Source organism: Affinundibacterium flavidum (genome assembly GCF_014284175.1).
Classification (GTDB): domain Bacteria; phylum Pseudomonadota; class Gammaproteobacteria; order Burkholderiales; family Burkholderiaceae_D; genus Undibacterium; species Undibacterium flavidum.
In genome coordinates this window covers 116,951-134,879 of the sequence record NZ_JACOGA010000006.1, presented here as the reverse complement: position 1 = coordinate 134,879, position 17,929 = coordinate 116,951, and the positions used below count along the sequence as shown (strand labels likewise).

Sequence of the window (17,929 nt, the reverse complement as noted above, 5' to 3'; positions counted from 1 at the left end):
TATATGATTCGGGTTTTTATCTCATCAAGATCAAGAGCTTCCTTAGAGAAGAATGACATCACGTATATATCGGAGTAGGGGTTTAGGGTAGATTTATGGCAAACATATTAGTCGTCGACGACGAGATGGGAATTCGAGAGTTACTCTCGGAAATTTTGGGCGATGAGGGACACGTCGTTCAATTAGCTGAAAATGCACAACAAGCACGTGAAGCCAGAGCGCAATCGCGCCCTGACTTAGTCTTACTCGATATCTGGATGCCAGATACCGATGGCGTGACCTTATTGAAAGAATGGCAGCGTGATGGCTTATTGACGATGCCCGTCATTATGATGTCAGGTCATGCCACTATCGATACCGCAGTCGAAGCTACCCGTATCGGGGCTTTGAATTTTCTCGAAAAACCAATTGCCTTACAAAAGCTTTTAAAGGCGGTACAGCAAGGTTTGACCCGTAATGTGGAAGCACCTCGTCCGGTGGTTCCCGTAGCGAGGATTAACGTCTCAGATACGTCTTCGAGCGTGGTTAGCAGCGCACCATTTGCGGCGACACCAGGTACTTACGAAAGCCGTGATTTCTCCATGGGAAATCACATGCTGCAAAATAATCAGCATTCCTTCAATAATTTATCTTTCGACTTACCATTGCGTGAAGCGCGAGATGCATTTGAAAGAATTTATTTTGAATATCATCTGCATCGCGAAGGCGGCAGCATGACACGTGTCGCTGAAAAGACAGGCTTAGAACGTACCCATTTGTATCGCAAGCTCAAACAGCTTGGGGTTGAGTCTGTTAAGTATGGTAAGCGCGGCGAATAAACTCACCGGAGTAAGCTTAATTGCGGGCGGTAGTTATGCAGAGCGTGAAGCTTGGATAGCTACTGCCTTAGCAAACAGAGCATCAGAACCATCGCTCAACAAATCAGGTGTACTACTAGAAGGCTTGCCTAGTGGTCAACTGATACTAGAAAATTCCCCTCTCTTAAGCGTAGAACGAATAGCACCAGGTTGTTTTTGTTGCATAGGACAAATCGCCATGCGTGTGACTTTTCATCGTCTATTGCGTTTACAACTTGCACATTTATACATCGCTATCAATGATGCACAGCATTTATCGTCCCTAAAAGATACGCTTTCTCAGCCTCAGTATGCGCAATTACTGACATTTGAAAATGAAATAATCATTTGAGCTAGGACCTGTTTACATTTAAATCTGGAGATGCGTTCAAGCCAAAAGGTGGGATGGCAAGGCGTAGTTCGTCGCCGAGGCTGGTGCCTCGGCAAGAGCAGAAATAGACCTCGCGCAGTCCATCTCGCGTTTTGGCTTGAACCCTTCGGGAATGGGCGAATTGGGTAAACTCGCGGGCACATGGCGTTGTTGCAAGTCGCTTACAGTGCTCGCACTGCGGCGCGCCTTGACGGTGAAGTCAGGGTTTCGAGCAGCATGCTGCTCGCTGACGCAACGAAGCATCCTTGCAAGGATGCTTTTCTACAGCGATAGCCTAGCCCTGTGCCCGTTTTTCCACATTCGCACTCCAGATTTAAATGTAAACAGGCCCTAAAGTTCAACCCTTTCTCTGCCGTAACTATTCATACGGGATAGCGACTCTCAAAGTCCCGAAGATTGATCAAAAGCACCTGGTTTGTTCTTGAACATGAATTGCCACGAGATTGAGGAAGAACAAAATGAATATTATTTATAATAGCGACCAATACAGTGTGGTCGAATTTGGTGCCCAGACAGATCATGAAACGCTGCGTTTTGGCGGATATGAAATCACCGATAAATCTGTGCGTCGTGAATGCTTCATTGGTGGCATACAAGCGGAAACCTTCCGACAAGATGTGCAAGAATTGATTTCCAACGAGCCTAGCATAGAAGAAATAGACGAATTTTTAGCTAAATTCGATTCCTATATGGGACAGTCAGTTCTATTGCATTGATATACAAGAGAATTGTCTTCTACGCAAACAGCGCTGATCGCGCTGTTTTTTTTCGTCGGTATTACTAGGCAACAAAGTGTTTGGGCAAAAAAAACCCGCTAGCCTAAGCTGCGGGTTAAGTCCAAACCTTAGTAGGTGTTGGAGGAGACAGGTGTAACTTTATCGCAGTGCAGCAAATAAGTCTCCTTGCATTTTCGTATACCAGATATAAAGCAAATATATATCTTGGTTCGGTGTGAAAATCGCCATTGTCATTCAATAATCCAGTGTTATGACGCATTTGAGGCCGTGATTCTATAGTCAGGACTTTGCCTATGGAAATGATTTACACTCTAGCTCTGACACGTAGTGAGTGCCGTTTGGAGACAAGAATGAAACTATTAGATCCTATTTTAGAATTTCACCAAGAGATACAAGCAATTCGTCGTGATATCCATGCTCACCCAGAATTGTGTTTTGAAGAATTCAGAACCGCGGATGTCGTCGCTAAAAAATTAGAAGAATGGGGAGTTCCCATGATTCAGGGTTTAGCTGGAACCGGTGTCGTCGGCGTGATCAAGCGCGGTAGTAGTACAAGAGCACTGGGTTTACGGGCAGATATGGATGCCTTGCCCATGCAAGAAATCAATCAATTTGCGCACACTTCCCAAAATGCCGGAAAAATGCATGCTTGTGGACATGATGGGCATACTGCGATGTTATTGGGTGCGGCGCGCTACTTATCGCAGGCCAAAGATTTTGATGGCACTGTGTATCTGATATTTCAACCAGCGGAAGAAGGTGGTGGCGGTGCCCGCCGTATGATAGAAGAAGGTCTGTTTCAGCAATGCCCTATGGATGCGGTATTTGGTATGCACAATTGGCCGGGTTTGGCGGTCGGGACTTTTGGTGTGAAAACCGGCGGTATGATGGCTTCTTCTAATGAGTTTGAAGTGACCGTACGTGGTAAAGGTGCGCATGCTGCGCAACCACAAAAAGGCATAGATCCGGTCATGATTGCGGTACAAATCGCACAAAGCTGGCAAACCATTGTTAGCCGTAATGTGAATCCCTTAGAGCCAGCAGTTTTGTCCTTAACGCAGATTCATTCTGGCAGTGCCACCAACGTAATTCCTGATGACGCAAAATTAATTGGTACTGTGCGCACTTTTAGTACCGAAGTGCTGGATCTCATCGAATCCAGAATGGAAAAAATAGCGCGCTCCACCGCGAACGCATTTGATGCTGACGTCGATTTTAAATTCAAGCGCAACTATCCACCCTTGATCAATCATGAAAATGAAACGCGTTTTGCGATTGAGGTGATGCGCGATCTGGTTGGTAAAGAACAGGTCAATGCAGAGGTTGAAGCCACGATGGGCGCGGAAGACTTTGCCTTTATGCTGCAAGCGAAACCAGGTTGCTATGTATTTCTAGGTAACGGCGATGGCCATCATCGCAGTGCTGGGCATGGTTTGGGGCCCTGCAATTTACATAATCCAAGTTACGACTTCAACGATGATTTATTGCCGATTGGAGCCAGCTATTGGGTGCGCTTAGTTCAGGCGTATTTGCCCTGTAGTTGAGTAGGATTGAGTCGCCCGAGTCCTCTGAATGATCAGGACTGCTTAAATTGGCGACTTAAAAATACGCAAAACAACGAAAAACGAACAATCAAAAAAGCCAGATCTTGAGATTCTCAATGATCTGGCTTGCAAGAACAAAAATACAGAACCGCTCGATGATGTGCCTACCTCAACAGCGGATTCGTGCAACTGAAACTTAGAATTCCTCCCAATCATCCGTTGGTTTTTCACTTTGCATTGTCACTGGTTTGGTGGCAGGCTTAGGCGCTGGTGCAGCACTAATTCTGGCTACTGGTTTTGAATTGGAGCGACTTTGTTGCGGACGACTGGCTGCTCTTGGTGTGCCATGCACGGCATTCAATTTAAAGACGTCCAAGGCCTTCGTTAGCAAGTCCGCCTGTTCTTCCAGTGACTCGGCTGCAGCTGCGGCCTCTTCCACTAAGGCGGCATTTTGTTGGGTCATCTCATCCATTTGGTTGATAGCAGAACCAATTTCTTGAATACCGGTACTTTGTTCCTGGCTGGCGGCGGTGATTTCTGACATGATGTCGCTGACACGTCTGACAGAAGCGACGATTTCTTCCATGGTATGACCTGCCTGATCCACCAGCGTTGAACCTGTTCTCACTTTGTCGACCGAATCGCCAATCAAGGTTTTGATCTCTTTTGCAGCGGCTGCACTACGCTGTGCCAAGCTGCGGACTTCGGAAGCTACAACCGCAAAACCTCGTCCTTGCTCACCCGCACGAGCCGCTTCAACCGCCGCGTTCAATGCCAAGATATTGGTTTGAAACGCGATGCCGTCAATCACGCTGATGATGTCGACAATTTTCTTCGATGATTGATTGATTTCATCCATGGTAGTGACGACCTGACTCACGACTTCCCCACCTTTGACAGCAACTTCTGAAGCGGTTTGCACCATCTTATTTGCCTGGCGCGCATTGTCCGCGTTTTGGCGTACGGTTTCGGTCATCGTCTCCATGGAGCTAGAAGTTTCTTCTAAGCTGCTTGCTTGTGATTCAGTCCTCGATGAGAGGTCGGTATTTCCAGAAGCGATTTCCGCACTGGCGACTTTGATCGTTTCTGCGGAAGTCTTAATCTCGGACACCATGTTTTGCAAACGGGTTTGCATTTCATTTAAAGCGGCCAATAGACTACTCGTGTCACCCGATTCAACTTCTATTTGCATAGTCAAATTGCCAGACGCGACCGCTGAGGCAATTTCTTGTGCGTATTCGGGCTCGCCGCCTAACTGTGCCCATACCGTGCGGATAATGAAATACGAGACTATTCCCAACACCAGAGTCACAATCAAACCTGCGACGATAACAGTCCATAAGACCCGACTTACGTTGTCGGCACTACGATCAATCCCCGCGGTAAATTGCGCCTGCGAAGTATCGACGGTCTTCTTTAAGTCATCCTCTAAAACTTTGAGTGAGGTTTGCATTTGTCCAATGGCTGCCTGAGGATCGCCTTGATCCACACCCAGCATGATTTTGGCGACGCTAATTGCGGGCGTGTAATAGGCATCAAATTCTTTTGCCAGTCGATCACCGAGCGCTTGTTGCCCTGGCAAGCTACTGAGATTTTTAAACTTCTCTTTCACTTTTTTGGCGCGCTCACCTGCGGCATCGATACCCTTTTTGTCATCTTCACCAACAGCTTGCTTCAAGGCGTCGACAATACCCTGTACGTCTGCTTGAATATTTTTGGCACGATCTAAAACCGGGTAATCAATTTTTTCGGTAGTTTTAATTGAATTCATCGCGGTCGTTGAAAAGTACACGCTCGCGGCGATTCCTACGCCGAAAATCACGGTTGCAATGATGGGGAGAGCCCAAATTCTACGTTTGATACTCATCTAAAAACCTCGCCTTTTGTTGAGAAAAACAGGTCGGAGTTCAATGCGTTCCGACATTAAGCAAACGGATGCTGACTTGTTATTCGTAAAAGATTCGTGAAAGCTCAGAAATCTAATAAAAGAACTTAGATAGAGAAAAAGTAAATGACGATGTAAGCAAGGCTAATTTTGATGCAGTAATGTCTGCCTAAAAGTACTTACTGCTAGGTAACAGTGTAAGCCAAAGTTTTAGAAAATGCGAAACTCTTATTGCGGTAAATTAAGGTTCACGCAATGCACGACGATACTGTATCGCTTCTGCCACATGCGCTTGTTGAATCTGCGCGCTATTCGCCAGATCGGCAATGCTGCGTGCCACTTTTAATACTCTGTGATAGGCTCGGGCGGACCAATTCAATTTGAGCATAGCGTTGCGCAATAGTTGTTCGGTGCCGCTATCGGTTAAGCAATGTAGGTCTATCTCTTTGGTCGTGAGCAAATTATTCGCCTTACCCTGCCTTTGCATTTGCCGCTGGTAAGCTGCATCAACCCTTGCTTGTATTGCGACGCTACTTTCGCCTTGACTCGGTGCAAACAGATCTTCCTGAGGTAAGGCTTGAACCGATATTTGCATGTCGATTCGATCAAGCAAGGGCCCAGAAATCTTCGCTTGGTAGCGTAGAACCGCATCGGGCGTGCAACGACATTTGCCGTTGTTGTGCCCAAAATACCCGCAGGGACAAGGATTCATCGCGGCAATCAGTTGAAATCGAGCGGGAAAGCAAGCTTGCTTGGCAGCACGTGAAATGTGAATGTGGCCAGATTCTAAGGGTTCTCGCAATACTTCCAATACCTTCCTGTCGAATTCGGGCAATTCATCGAGAAACAAAACGCCATGGTGCGCCAGTGAAATTTCACCGGGACGCGGTGTCCCGCCTCCTGTAAAAATTAAAATTAAATGAGAATAAGATGCGATTTTTAGCTAAAAAAACAGAATTAAGTGAGAATAAAACAGATCCTAACGAGAAATTTTGACTAAAACAACAGAATTAAATGAGACTATTATCAAGTGAAACAATAAATTTTTCGAAGGACGCGAGTTTCATTGAGTCGTGAATTCTATTTGTTTTTTCTTTTATGCCACTCAATTTTCTTAAGCTTTTGATGTTCGTGTCATGAATTCAAATACCGATGGCGGAAGCCCCTCATCTTTTACTATTCCATCAGATGCAGGCCTGAAAAGCGCTTGTAGAATAAGGTGTCGATCCTCTTTTGAAATGAGCTGATCACCTTCTAGTAACGATAGATATGTTTGAACCATTACAACACGTTCCGATGCATCGGTAGCCAAATGGAGTTGACTCAAAAACATACGTACCAAAATTCTTACCGCCCAAACAGAGAAAAGTCCGATGAGTACCAGTGTCGCGACCTTCCAAGATTCTGGAAGGGTTCCTGATTTGACCTCACCCAATAAGTCATGCACATAATTTTTAGCAAAGAATACAAATCCAAGCATCGACAAAAATGAAACTATGCCCAATCCGACAGATTGCCAAAGATGGCTAGAGTGCTTTTTAGTCCAATATTCAGCTGGTGCGCGTAGCGCAATCTCCTCCTTGAAAATTTTTCGGAGGTTTTCCATTTCGGACTTGTGCTCCAGTAGTAGTTTTTCAAAATCAGAATTTCGCTGAGTTTGGGTTTCGTCGAATTTTGTGAGTTGTTCGGTTCTCTGCCAATTAATATCACCAGTAATCGCATCATATTCTTGTTGTAGTGTGTTCAATTGCCCCGTTTTCTCGTTGAGCAAGACATCGACTCTGGATTTCAGCTGCTCAAACGATTGAATAGCCGCGATTTGCTCCGCTTTTTGTCCATTCGAGCCCATCGAGTATTTGTCAACCAAGCCCTCCACCAAGCCACGCCAAGCGTTCAGATCCTGAGGCTGAAAATGATTGCCAATGCTCGGAGGAATAAAAACAGAAGCGAAATAAAGTGCACTAACTTGATCATTTTCCTTTCGATAATCTGCGATTCTCTTCCCTAACGTCGAGGAGCTGTGTGGTAGCCCGTGAGTAATAAAAGCTTCTTTAAGAGATCTCTCAGCTTCCAAAATTAATCTTGTAGATTCGTTAGGATTAGAAGTTAAGTTTGCAGATGCTCTGCGTATGTAGTCCGCTGATTCATTTAGCCGCCCTATGGCTTGTCGAATAGCTTGGTCTTGATAGTTTGAATTTAAAGGATTTATCCAAGACCAAAAAGATAGCTCCTCCGCTATCCAATTAATAATTTCAGTTATATCCGAAGGAGAAAATATTCCACCTTTAAAACCAAGATCGATGCTGAATAACGGAACTTTTGTAGCGGATGTCTCAGCCATACAACTCCAATCAATAGTGATTACAAATATTTTTCGTGTAAGAAATTAATGATGTCTAATCGAACTAGATTTTACTAAAATAGCCACATAAACAGTAATTATCTTTAAAGTGTTCTTTGGGAAATTAAAGGAATGCAATCAGGAGAACATCAAAATGCCGGTGCGTAAAATTCCAATTAGTAATCGTGCGGTGACGGGTCTACACGCTGGTACCGGAGCAAGATATGAGTCCTCACTTGAGCGAGATTTCTTTGAGTGCATGATGATGGAACCAGACTTTGACCGCTTGGAAGCACAGCCTGTGAAGATTCAGTATTTAACTACCGATAACAAATTACGTCGCTATACACCGGATGCACTGGTACATTTCAAATCACTTAAAGCAGGACTACCACCCCGTCGCCCTATCCTTTGCGAAGTAAAGTATCGGGAAGAACTTGAAAACGATTTTGATAAATTCAGAGAGCGGTTTTTCGTTGCGCGTCGTTTTGCTAGAGAACGCGGATGGATATTTAAAGTTGTTACCGAGAGACGAATCAGAACAACTCGATTTGCTAATCTGAAATTTTTATTTCGCTATAAAAAACGATTGGTCTCACAATCTGATCGAGAGCTTTTGCTAGAGCTAATCGCAACCGACAAAATGGTCACTCCAAAAATATTGATAAATTCTGTCAGTGAAAATTCGATAAGGCAAGCTGAGCTAATAAGCTGTTTATGGAATCTTGTTGCAAACGGGTTGATCACGGTCGATCTTTTGTCACCGCTCACAATGAATTCCCAAATTAGCCTTTCTAAATGAATACTATCTTCAAATTAAAGCCAGGTATTTTCGTTCGGCATCAAGGCGAGCGCTATATTGTTGTGAGTCTTATTGATTTAGAGTCTGTTTTGTGTCGAAAGTTATCGAGTAGAGAAACGACGAAATTACTTATTGTCGAGCTTGAGAGGGATTCGGAAAAAGCATCGAAAAAGCGTAAAGAAAAAATAGATCTGGGTGCAGTGAATTCTGAGGAATGGAGTCTAGCAACAAAGCAAATGGCGCAGGTAAAAGCGCTCTTTGAAATGGGGCGACGACAAAAAAATCGCGATGAAGTGGAAAAGATCGCCAAAGAGTTTGATCGATCGATACCTACGATTTATAGGTGGATAGCAAAGTTCGAGAAGGACTCGACTGTAAGGACGTTTCTCAAAGAAGAGAGAATCGACAAAGGTAGCTCCCGCTTAGTGCCCGAAGTTGAACCCATTATTGCGGAAGCGATCAAGCGACTTTTAATGAAACGAGAGTTTGGTACCTTTGGTGACGTCTATCTTGAAGTGAAGCAAGCATGTCTAAAACAAAACATTAAAGCGCCGAGTGTTTCGACTATTCGTAATCGATTCTCCCAAATTTCTGAGAAAGAGCGAGTTTCAAGTAGACAAGGCAAGAAGGCTTCCAAACAAAGATTTATGCCAACTTTGGGAGAATTTCCAGGCGCAGAACACCCATTAGATGTCATTCAAATTGACCACACGCCAGCTGATATTATTATTGTAGACGACGTCTATCGAAAGCCCATCGGGCGCCCATCTCTTACCATAGCAATTGATGTGAATTCACGGGTACTCATGGGTTTCAATTTGTGGTTGGATGCACCGAGTGTGGCAAGCACAGGCTTGTGTTTGATGCATGCACTTATGCCGAAAGACAAATGGCTAAAAGACTTAGGGATCGATATTAGTTGGCCTTGCTATGGGCGCCCACGAAAAATTCACACAGATAACGCAAAAGAATTTCGTGGTACCGTTCTTGGTCGAGCCTGCGAAAATTACGGGATAGATTTAGAGCAACGGCCGCGTGGTTCACCGAATTATGGAGGCACTGTCGAGAGCAGCTTTAGGACTTTCATGCGTAGGACCCATACAGCATCAGGCACTACTTTTTCAAATATTAAATCCAAATTTGATTATGATTCTGAAGGAAAAGCGATCTTTACTCTCAAAGAGTTTGAGTATTGGTTCACAGTGTACATCACCAAAATTTATCATCAAAAAAAGCACTCTGGTATCAATACCACACCTTTGGCACGATTTCAGGAAGGCATTGGTGGCACTGATGATAAGCCTGGCGTTGGGGAACTTGAAATTTTTGCGGATCCAGAAACTTTTAGAATAGATTTCCTCCCATTCTATGAAAGAACGGTACAACGATACGGCGTCTTAATCGATCATATCTATTATTTTGATGATGTTTTGCGAATGAGGGTTGATGAGCCAGATCCTGAAAACCCAAAGAACGCCAGGAAATTTATTTTTCGACGTGACCCTGTCGATGTTAGCGTGATTTATTTTTGGGATCCTGATTCAAAGAACTATCGTGAAATTCCATATGCACATCTGGGGCGTCCACCGGCGTCTCTTTGGGAAGTTCGCACTATAGTTCGAGAGCAGAACGCAAAAGGAAATTCGCAAGTCGACGAAAATATTATTTTTGAAGGCATTCTAGAAATGCGAGAGGTAGAAAGACTAGCAGCTGAAAAGAAGAAAACAGCACGTAGAAATCAACAAAAACGCCAAGATCATGAAGATAAACGGAAAAAGAATGTGACCGCAAAAAAAATGCAATTACCAACAGCAATTTTAGATTACCAAGATAACTCAAATTCGTCTGAAGACAGTGTCAGTTCAAGTGATGGATTCTTGGACGACGATGATTTGATATTGCCGTTTGAAGACATTGTGGTGAACAGATCATGAGTGATTTTCCGCATCTCAATGCAGAAACCCAAAACCGGATGAGATTATCGCGGGATGAACGTATTTTTCTCATGAATCAAGATCAATGGGTTGGGTATTCTCACGCAAGAATGATATTGGATAGAATGGAAGAACTACTGAATTTTCCTAGAATCAGTCGCATGCCAAATATGCTCTTGGTTGGCAGTACAAACAATGGAAAGACCCAAATTTTGAAGAGGTTTCGGGAGCTACATCCTGGAAATGATAATTTGGGAGAAGAGGCGATCAGTGTACCAGTTGTCTACGTTCAAGCTCCTGCCGTGCCTGATGAAAAAAGACTGTATGCAGACATCTTGAATACCTTGTTTGCAAAGTATTCTGTATCTGACCATCCGCACAAGTTGCTGAGTAATGTAAAGGACAAATTTTCCCGTATTGGCGTACGTATGTTGATCATTGACGAGCTAAATAGCATATTGTCTGGTTCGTCTGCAAGACAGAGGCAGTTTCTTACTGTCTTGAAACATCTAAGCAATGAGCTGCAAATTCCTATTGTAGCTGCTGGTACAGAAGATGCGATTAGAGCGATAAAGACGGATCGGCAGCTTGAAAATCGATTTAATCCGATGATACTTCCTAAGTGGGGTTTTGATACTGAATTTCGTCGGTTCTTAGCTAGCTATGAACAAATGTTACCCCTATCCTATCCTTCGAATTTATCTGAAAAAATTTTAGCTCATGACATCTGGGCAAGAGCGGAGGGAACCATCGGAGAGACCGTAACCTTGTTGAAAGCATCGGCTCGGTACGCGATAAGTAATGGTATCGAAAAAATCGATATCGACGTGCTCGACAAATCTGGATATGAAAAACCTAGCGCCAGAAGAAAGGCGCTGAAGGATCATTGAGATGACGTTGGGTTTATCCGGAAATGTTCTTCCCATTCACCCGCAACCAAAAACTGACGAGATATTCTCGTCATGGTATTGCCGAATCGCGCAAGAGAATGGAATCAAACTGCATACGCTTGAGGTGCAACTTTTTGGTCGAGACAAACAAATTTGGACTCGAGACATCGATAGGTCAATTGACGAGCCCACTTTAGAGAGAGTCGCTTCGATTTGTGCGACTGATATTGATCGTGCACGCGACACAACTCTTCGAAGTTTTGAAACACTGCTATTTGATAAAATAACGACAACTGGTAATACTAATTGGATTTTGCCAGCCGGCGTATTTCATCGAAAACGGCGTAGGCGCAGTATGCAATTTTGTCCACTGTGTCTTGCAATGGATCAAGTACCATACTTTCGAAAACAGTGGCGGCTCGCGCTTCATACTTTTTGTGATCAACACGATGTATTGCTGCATGATTGTTGCCCTAAATGCCAAGCACCGGTCGTGTTTCATCGGCAGGAGCTTGGTGATCGATGGCGTCATCAGGTGCTCTCGATTACGCTATGTACCACATGTGGTTTTGATTTGAAGAGATCACCGGCTTTTCAAGCCCCCGTAATAGAGATTCACTCTTGGATCAATTTGAAATCACAATTATTTTTCTTGGACAATGGATGGACATTTATTCCCGGGCAAAATTTTCTGTACTCACATCTCTATTTTTCGGCTCTCCGGAATCTAATCTATAAATTGCTTTCGAACTGGACCACATCAAGGTTACTTGAGCATTTTCAAGAGAAATTTCCTGTGACTAGGTCTCTGAAAATCGTCAATAGACAAGCATTTGAATTTTATGGTGTGGCAGAGCGGCATTGCTTGCTGCAAATAGGAACTTGGTTTCTTCTAGACTGGCCAAATCGGCTCCTAGAACTATGTACTTTACTCAAAGTACGTCATTCAGAATTAATACGTGATTTCGATGAAATACCATTCTGGTTTTTCGACGCCGTTCAAGAGTTAAAATATTTGCCAGTGGGGCCATCTGAAGGGGAGAAAGCAGCGATGCTTCAATTGCTGATAAAGTACGAAAACACGCCATATAAGACAGAGCTATGGAAAATTATCGCTAAACGAATCTCAACGGGTTCAGTGCGTCAAACATTGGAAAATATTTCATAAGTTGTACGTCATTCACTCAGCTCCCAGTTTAGTGTATCGCCAATATTCCAGCCTACGGACTTAAGCAGATCAGGTGGTAATTCAATCATCAAATCATGAGATTCTCGGTCTTGGATTACCTTGAGTATCCATTTGTTAATTTTTTCGCTAATCATCGTGTAGCCTCAATTTGATCGACAATTGCAGCAGTAACTTGGCGTCAGATAATCCTTTTTGGCTGTCAGTTAATATCAATTTATTGGCATCTCCTGTTGACCATCCCTCGCCATCGTCATCGATCGCAATCCAATTGGTAAGCTCTGCACGATTCACGTAGCGTCGAATCTGTTGGTAGCGTGTGGCGGCGTTCCACCAATGTGAATAATCGATTTCTTCGGCCATCTTACTGTGCCAAGTTGCACCAATTATTCGCCGACGCAAGGCCTCAGGCAAGAAATTGCTTGCGCGCCTAAAATTTAATTTTTGAACCCAGCTTGTACTCAAAACAATTTGAACGTCTGGGAATGGACTTAGTGCATCTTCTAATAGCGGTGCCCACATAAATAAATGTCCTTCGTCGCGTAGCATAGGTCGACCGCGAACAAGATAAACTTCGTCAGGATGTAGCACGCCATCGAAATCAAGAAAAAGGATCATCCAATTTATGCCGTTATGTTTAGCATCGTTGAGTGTCTAAAAAAAGTCGAAACGTAGTTATTTACAACTTTGTATGTGTTTCATATGTTAATACATATAAAAGTTAAATTGACTCCTCGTTTGAGCCTAGATGAACGACTGCATCTCGAAGTGAGTTAAGTAAATGGATGGTTTTTTCGCATCCCGTATGTGATACGGAAAATTGAATGAGTAATTCACCAACACCAATCATGACCGCGTGTGCTGGTACATTGGGATTTTGATGGGCGAATTTGGTTACCGCATCTAAGCAAATTAATTTGACGTCATTGGATGCAGCTTTTAAATCTTTAACAGAGTACATTAGATTTTTTACTTAATTTGAGAGATCGTTCATTTTTAGATGATACAAATCATTATTCTTGAAAATATTTAGCCATTAACAATGGCGTTGAGTCTTGCGCACCATTCGTTTGCCGCTCTTTCACTCATTGGAAATTTGAGAATCGGATTGTCCATATTGGCTACTTCAATGGCGAGACAAAAGCTCTCTCGTCGAGTCGTGTTCTGGAAGGCTGGTACGCGCATGTTGGTGCCATCAATTTGATTCCCCATCCCGGAAATTTCCATTCTATTCTTATTGGTCCATTCAACTTGCCACGCTAATAGGTACGAGAGTTCATATATTTGTGAGGATCCATCCACACTATTGAAGGAAGCCATTTTTCGATTTGCTCGATCAAATGCAAAGAAAACTGGACTGGGGTAGCCAAGCAAGTTGGATTTGTCGAATTTGAAGTTTGTTTCCTCGTTTGTTTTTATCACGAGGTTATGTGCCTTTTTTTGAAGATTGATTAAAAAGCGAAACGTGATGTAAAAAATGGCAGAAGCGATGACAAAGAAAAGGAATACACCACTTGTTCGATTACCTTTGATAAACAACCAGCCTAGCATTGAACCAAGTGCACCGAGCCCAGAGAGCCCTGCGATGGGAATTGCAAGAGACGCGGCCATGATAGTGCCAGCTGTTTTTAAGGTATTCGCCATCGGTATCCTCAGTTTTCAATAGTTTGTTGAATTTGACGATGCAACTTCGTTAATCTTACCTGAAAATGAGATTTAAAAACAGTAGAGTTATAGGCTGTAGATTCAAAAGCGGTAGAGGTTCAACCTTGCGTGTATGAATGCAAGAAAAAAACCTATAGAGAATGCACGGCATCGAATTGCCATTAATTTGAAACGTCTGCGTAAAGAGCGTGGTTGGAGTCAAGAGTACATGGCCGAGGCTGCGGACTTTCATCGCACGTATGTTTCGCAATTGGAACGTTGCATCACGAATATATCCATCGATGGCTTAGAGCAACTGGCTATCGCATTAGGTGTCGATGTGGTGGAATTAATTATGCCTATTGAGGCTGAGTAAGAGCGGATTGGTTGAAAGGTGCTTTTAATTCAAAGTCAGTGCGTTAAGCTTTTTGTCGATCAAAGTGGATGAAGAATCCTTGCATGCATTTTTAAATTCTTGTGTCAACATTCCACTTACCGCTGAATGAAAAATTTCGGCAATTAATTCGTGGCTATTTTGAACATCCAATAATTCTGCTTTATGCACGGTCGATATCGCACCTTGACCGAGTTCGTAATTGGATTCTGTTTCGACATATTTCGAAAAATGGATCCCAATTGCGGCCAATAAATCCTGGTTTGTTCTTATCGTCTTTGACTTATCAAGGATGACGTGCAATTCGAGTTCTTTCGTGGTTTCAGACATCTCCGGAACGATGAGATAAATACAGCTGCAGGCATCAATAATCCGAGCAACCGAAATTTGTCGATTTCGAGTAAATGCTTTTGAATTGTTGGAAGACTCTGGAAATGACATTACGCAAGACGAAAGCAGTTCTCCATCCTCGTTAACGATTCTGGGCATGGTCGAAAGGTAGTTAAATCGTTGCCGCGAGTCTAAGCGAACCAAGTTAATTGGCATGTGCTGGTAGTTCCGACGAATCCTTTTGAGTAACTCGAAAAATACTAAGGAAGTTAAAGATATTTTTTTGTTTGTAGATTTTGGAATTTGGAAATCTTCGTCATCGTAATCAGAGAATTCAATTGGGTGAATCGTGGATAGGTTCCCCTCATCACCAACAGATAGTCCGTCAACGACTGATATTCCTTCTTTGCGTAGCATTAGGGTTGGGACGTGCTCATTTTCAATTTTTGTAATTGACTTGCGTATTAGATCTGGAAATTGAGCACTTGAATGTTGCGTGCTGATTTTCTGTGCGACTCTTTTCTTATCTGGCTCCTCATCAATAACCGTATTGTTCGTCTGACGGGCTTTTGAGTATTGAAGCTCACTCTTCTCTTGCTTTGCTTTTAAATCAGTTTTAGGAGCCTCTCCTGACTTTGAAGTAGATTTTTTTGTAGAGGTGTATTTGATTTCCTTGAATGGAAATGGATGTGAGCAAGAAATAAGGCTGAATACCAGAAACACGCCTTTACTATTTCCGTTGAATGGAAGCCACTTTCCCGAAACGACTAAGTCAGTTTCTCCCTCAAAGGGAAACACTGCCTTAGGAAAAGCGGGTTCATTCCGAGCAGTGGCCGTAATGCATGAGTTACCAATCAACTCAGCTGCTGAGCGAGCTACTTTTGAAAACGCAATTCGCCCAATGTGAGGTGCTGAAAATCCTGGTATACCAGGTGCTAGATGGATCGTTGGCTTTGTTGATGAAGTATTTTCGGTGCTCATCCAAAAGTTTTCTTGAGCAAATGGTGCGTCAAAAATTTTTGCGAGAACTGTACTAGAGGAACCGAAATAGAAGCGAATCAATTCCACACAGGGGACAATGATATGACAGGCATTTGTCTTGATATGTACACAGTAAGATTGTGTGTGCTCCATATGTTGTGGATGGTGCGACATCGGGAGAAAATATTCCCCTGTTTCTGGATCAGGTAGTCCAGCCTTTATTAATGATGAAGTGTCGCGGGTAATTTTTAACTGATTGAACGACATTACTTCATATTCGGGCTGCATTGAAAGCGCCCCGTTTTTCCAAATGTCACCGATCTTTAGGGCGGACAAAAGACCGACCGGGAGCCTTACAGTTCGTTTTCGCGCCTTCTTGATGTTTTCCAAATCAAAATTGACGGACGTATCGATCTCATGATCTAGAATTTGAGAGAGTTGCACTTCGACTTTTGGTTGACTAGAGCGCCGATAGTTCTCTGAAAAAGATACTGATCCAAACCAGTCAATTCGCCAAAATTTTGAATCAATATTCAGCTCTTGAATTGTAAAAACGAATCCCATTGTCTTCTAAATTATGTCATGAAATTTGATTATGTTAGCTTAGCCTATCAGTAAAATTGCCAAGAGTACGAGGTCTTTTTTGTAGACAAAGAGAAATTGATAGACGAGTCGCACTCTTTTGGGTTTATTCGTCCGGAGCTCTGGCAGCATAGCGCCAGTCGGTTGGCAATCTTGGCGACCGGCCTTCCCCGCATGACTATATAAACAGTTTCCCCTGCCTTGATGGTCGAATGCGGTCGCTGTCTTTAATTTGATTGGCAGAGGTTTTTAAGTGCCCATCAGAAGAAATAATTTCGATTTCTTTTAGCTTGGCTAGCGTTCCAAGGACTCCTTTGTATATCCTCGACGTTGCGGGCGTATCGTTGCAAGTAGTTGCATATAAAGTTTCATAGCTGTGCCCATCCTCGTCTGCATATATCACCCGTGGAATATCTTCGTGCAGTCTTTCAATCGTGCGTTTTTCCGCGTCGTCATCGAAGGTGTAGCCCAATTTTCCTTGTCGTGAGAAGCGCTCGTCTGCGCTCGTTATATAGCCGATCTTAAACATATCAAAACCTTCACCACCGTAGTGAATGAAGGTATTGCTATGCTTCCAATGAACTTCCGTCATGACGTCGCGTGCTTTTGGATGCATCGACAAATGCATTAGCCAAAAGTCCCCATGTCCTTTGGCTGAGCGAATAAAAAATGGAGTATGAAAACGAGATCCCGCCGATTTAACGATGTGCGGATAGAGTTGGCTTTGTATAAAAGCCCTCCAATCACATTCATGATTTTTTATATCTTGTAGCTTGCGGCCCTCAAAAATATTCGGAAGGCCGATTTTTTCGAGTGGCGAGTTTCCATTTTTTTCTGTGGCGAAGGAATTAAAGGAATCTACATTGAATGTGAGTATTACCTCGGCTCTAGGCAATTTTTGAAAAATCTTTCTTAAAAGCGGCATTGGTACTTGGTTGTATCCATACTGGTCCAATACAAAAATAGACCTCCCAGATCGTGGGGTTTTCTTAAGTACATGGGAGATAATTTGATCGGCATGAATATTGAAGTCACCTTTCAACAGGTGAACATCATTACCAACACGGTGCGAAAAACCTTCTTCCACCATGCTCTTGCTCAAAAAATTCGCGGCATCTCTATCTTTTTCCACAAAAAAATAGTCCACATTAAAGTGAACTTTTTTTGCGCGTTCAGGATGATTTATCATCGCTTCAGCTTCTCTTGCCGCTTCTAAGCATATGAATGGTGAACCTAAATGGCGTTCACCAGTAGTTTCGTGATGATAGACGCCACCGCCAGCGAAACCGTCTACTATAGTCAAACGAAGCTCTTCTTGACCAGGAGCGCTAACGAGCGTTGGAAAATATGAAGCAAGGTAGCTTCTCAAAAGATTATGTTTAGCGATGCTGTGTTGTTTTAATTTTGCTGGTCCATCTTGCCACTCATAATGCTTTTTTGACATATCACTTC

Annotated in this window: 16 protein-coding genes and 1 pseudogene; 9 read left to right on the top strand and 8 right to left on the bottom strand. The window is 43.2% G+C overall.

Going from position 1 to position 17,929, the window contains the following annotated elements; translation table 11 throughout:
• Nucleotides 1–95 precede the first annotated feature (95 nt).
• The 4 genes from H8K55_RS07935 (at nucleotide 96) to H8K55_RS07920 (ending at nucleotide 3,508) form a co-directional block, all read left to right on the top strand.
• Nucleotides 96–818 carry a response regulator gene (locus H8K55_RS07935; protein WP_186941545.1) on the top strand — a complete coding sequence of 241 codons (723 nt, stop codon included), beginning with the start codon at nucleotides 96–98 and terminating at the stop codon, nucleotides 816–818.
• Entirely contained in the window at nucleotides 799–1,188 is a 390-nt protein-coding gene (locus H8K55_RS07930; RefSeq protein ID WP_186941544.1) for a GTPase, read from the top strand. Before H8K55_RS07935 ends, H8K55_RS07930 begins: the two co-directional genes overlap by 20 nt.
• Before the next feature lie 497 nt (nucleotides 1,189–1,685).
• Complete coding sequence (locus H8K55_RS07925; RefSeq protein ID WP_186941543.1) at nucleotides 1,686–1,943, top strand: BTH_I0359 family protein; 258 nt, start codon at nucleotides 1,686–1,688, stop codon at nucleotides 1,941–1,943.
• A gap of 371 nt (nucleotides 1,944–2,314) precedes the next feature.
• On the top strand, nucleotides 2,315–3,508 hold the full coding sequence (locus tag H8K55_RS07920; RefSeq protein ID WP_186941542.1) for a M20 aminoacylase family protein: 1,194 nt from the start codon (nucleotides 2,315–2,317) through the stop codon (nucleotides 3,506–3,508).
• Between the two features lie 196 nt (nucleotides 3,509–3,704).
• Here H8K55_RS07920 and H8K55_RS22160 read toward each other — a convergent pair whose 3' ends face one another.
• The 3 genes and pseudogenes from H8K55_RS22160 to H8K55_RS07905 form a co-directional block, all read right to left on the bottom strand.
• Nucleotides 3,705–5,375, bottom strand: coding sequence for a methyl-accepting chemotaxis protein (locus tag H8K55_RS22160; protein WP_186941541.1), 1,671 nt, complete (start codon nucleotides 5,373–5,375; stop codon nucleotides 3,705–3,707).
• A 259-nt stretch (nucleotides 5,376–5,634) separates the two neighbouring features.
• Nucleotides 5,635–6,297: pseudogene (locus H8K55_RS07910) on the bottom strand (ATP-binding protein); the annotation flags it as partial.
• Nucleotides 6,298–6,507: 210 nt separating this feature from the next.
• Nucleotides 6,508–7,734: a DUF6161 domain-containing protein gene (locus tag H8K55_RS07905; protein ID WP_186941540.1), complete on the bottom strand. Its 1,227-nt coding sequence runs from the start codon at nucleotides 7,732–7,734 to the stop codon at nucleotides 6,508–6,510.
• Nucleotides 7,735–7,888: 154 nt separating this feature from the next.
• On the opposite strand from H8K55_RS07905, the gene H8K55_RS07900 reads away from it, so the two are divergent.
• From H8K55_RS07900 to H8K55_RS07885, 4 genes are read left to right on the top strand one after another with little or no spacing between them, the layout of a single operon-like run.
• Nucleotides 7,889–8,536 carry a TnsA endonuclease N-terminal domain-containing protein gene (locus H8K55_RS07900; RefSeq protein ID WP_186941539.1) on the top strand — a complete coding sequence of 216 codons (648 nt, stop codon included), beginning with the start codon at nucleotides 7,889–7,891 and terminating at the stop codon, nucleotides 8,534–8,536.
• Nucleotides 8,533–10,470, top strand: a complete 1,938-nt coding sequence (locus tag H8K55_RS07895) for a Mu transposase C-terminal domain-containing protein (protein WP_186941538.1) — start codon at nucleotides 8,533–8,535, stop codon at nucleotides 10,468–10,470. Before H8K55_RS07900 ends, H8K55_RS07895 begins: the two co-directional genes overlap by 4 nt.
• Nucleotides 10,467–11,360: a TniB family NTP-binding protein gene (locus tag H8K55_RS07890; protein WP_186941537.1), complete on the top strand. Its 894-nt coding sequence runs from the start codon at nucleotides 10,467–10,469 to the stop codon at nucleotides 11,358–11,360. The genes H8K55_RS07895 and H8K55_RS07890 overlap by 4 nt, the downstream gene beginning before the upstream one ends.
• A gap of 1 nt (nucleotide 11,361) precedes the next feature.
• Nucleotides 11,362–12,528 carry a TniQ family protein gene (locus H8K55_RS07885; protein ID WP_186941536.1) on the top strand — a complete coding sequence of 389 codons (1,167 nt, stop codon included), beginning with the start codon at nucleotides 11,362–11,364 and terminating at the stop codon, nucleotides 12,526–12,528.
• A gap of 147 nt (nucleotides 12,529–12,675) precedes the next feature.
• Here H8K55_RS07885 and H8K55_RS07880 read toward each other — a convergent pair whose 3' ends face one another.
• From H8K55_RS07880 to H8K55_RS07870, 3 genes are all read right to left on the bottom strand, one after another.
• On the bottom strand, nucleotides 12,676–13,164 hold the full coding sequence (locus tag H8K55_RS07880; RefSeq protein ID WP_186941535.1) for an HAD domain-containing protein: 489 nt from the start codon (nucleotides 13,162–13,164) through the stop codon (nucleotides 12,676–12,678).
• 103 nt (nucleotides 13,165–13,267) lie between these two features.
• Nucleotides 13,268–13,507 (bottom strand): hypothetical protein, encoded by a 240-nt coding sequence (locus H8K55_RS07875; protein ID WP_186941534.1) that lies wholly within the window; start codon nucleotides 13,505–13,507, stop codon nucleotides 13,268–13,270.
• Between the two features lie 68 nt (nucleotides 13,508–13,575).
• On the bottom strand, nucleotides 13,576–14,190 hold the full coding sequence (locus H8K55_RS07870) for a hypothetical protein (RefSeq protein ID WP_186941533.1): 615 nt from the start codon (nucleotides 14,188–14,190) through the stop codon (nucleotides 13,576–13,578).
• 133 nt (nucleotides 14,191–14,323) lie between these two features.
• Here H8K55_RS07870 and H8K55_RS07865 point away from each other — a divergent pair, with 133 nt between their 5' ends.
• Nucleotides 14,324–14,566 carry a helix-turn-helix domain-containing protein gene (locus H8K55_RS07865; RefSeq protein ID WP_186891467.1) on the top strand — a complete coding sequence of 81 codons (243 nt, stop codon included), beginning with the start codon at nucleotides 14,324–14,326 and terminating at the stop codon, nucleotides 14,564–14,566.
• Between the two features lie 24 nt (nucleotides 14,567–14,590).
• On the opposite strand, the gene H8K55_RS07860 is transcribed toward H8K55_RS07865, so the two are convergent.
• Nucleotides 14,591–16,459, bottom strand: coding sequence for a hypothetical protein (locus H8K55_RS07860; protein ID WP_186941532.1), 1,869 nt, complete (start codon nucleotides 16,457–16,459; stop codon nucleotides 14,591–14,593).
• A 196-nt stretch (nucleotides 16,460–16,655) separates the two neighbouring features.
• Entirely contained in the window at nucleotides 16,656–17,921 is a 1,266-nt protein-coding gene (locus H8K55_RS07855; RefSeq protein ID WP_186941531.1) for a three-Cys-motif partner protein TcmP, read from the bottom strand.
• Nucleotides 17,922–17,929: the final 8 nt, after the last annotated feature.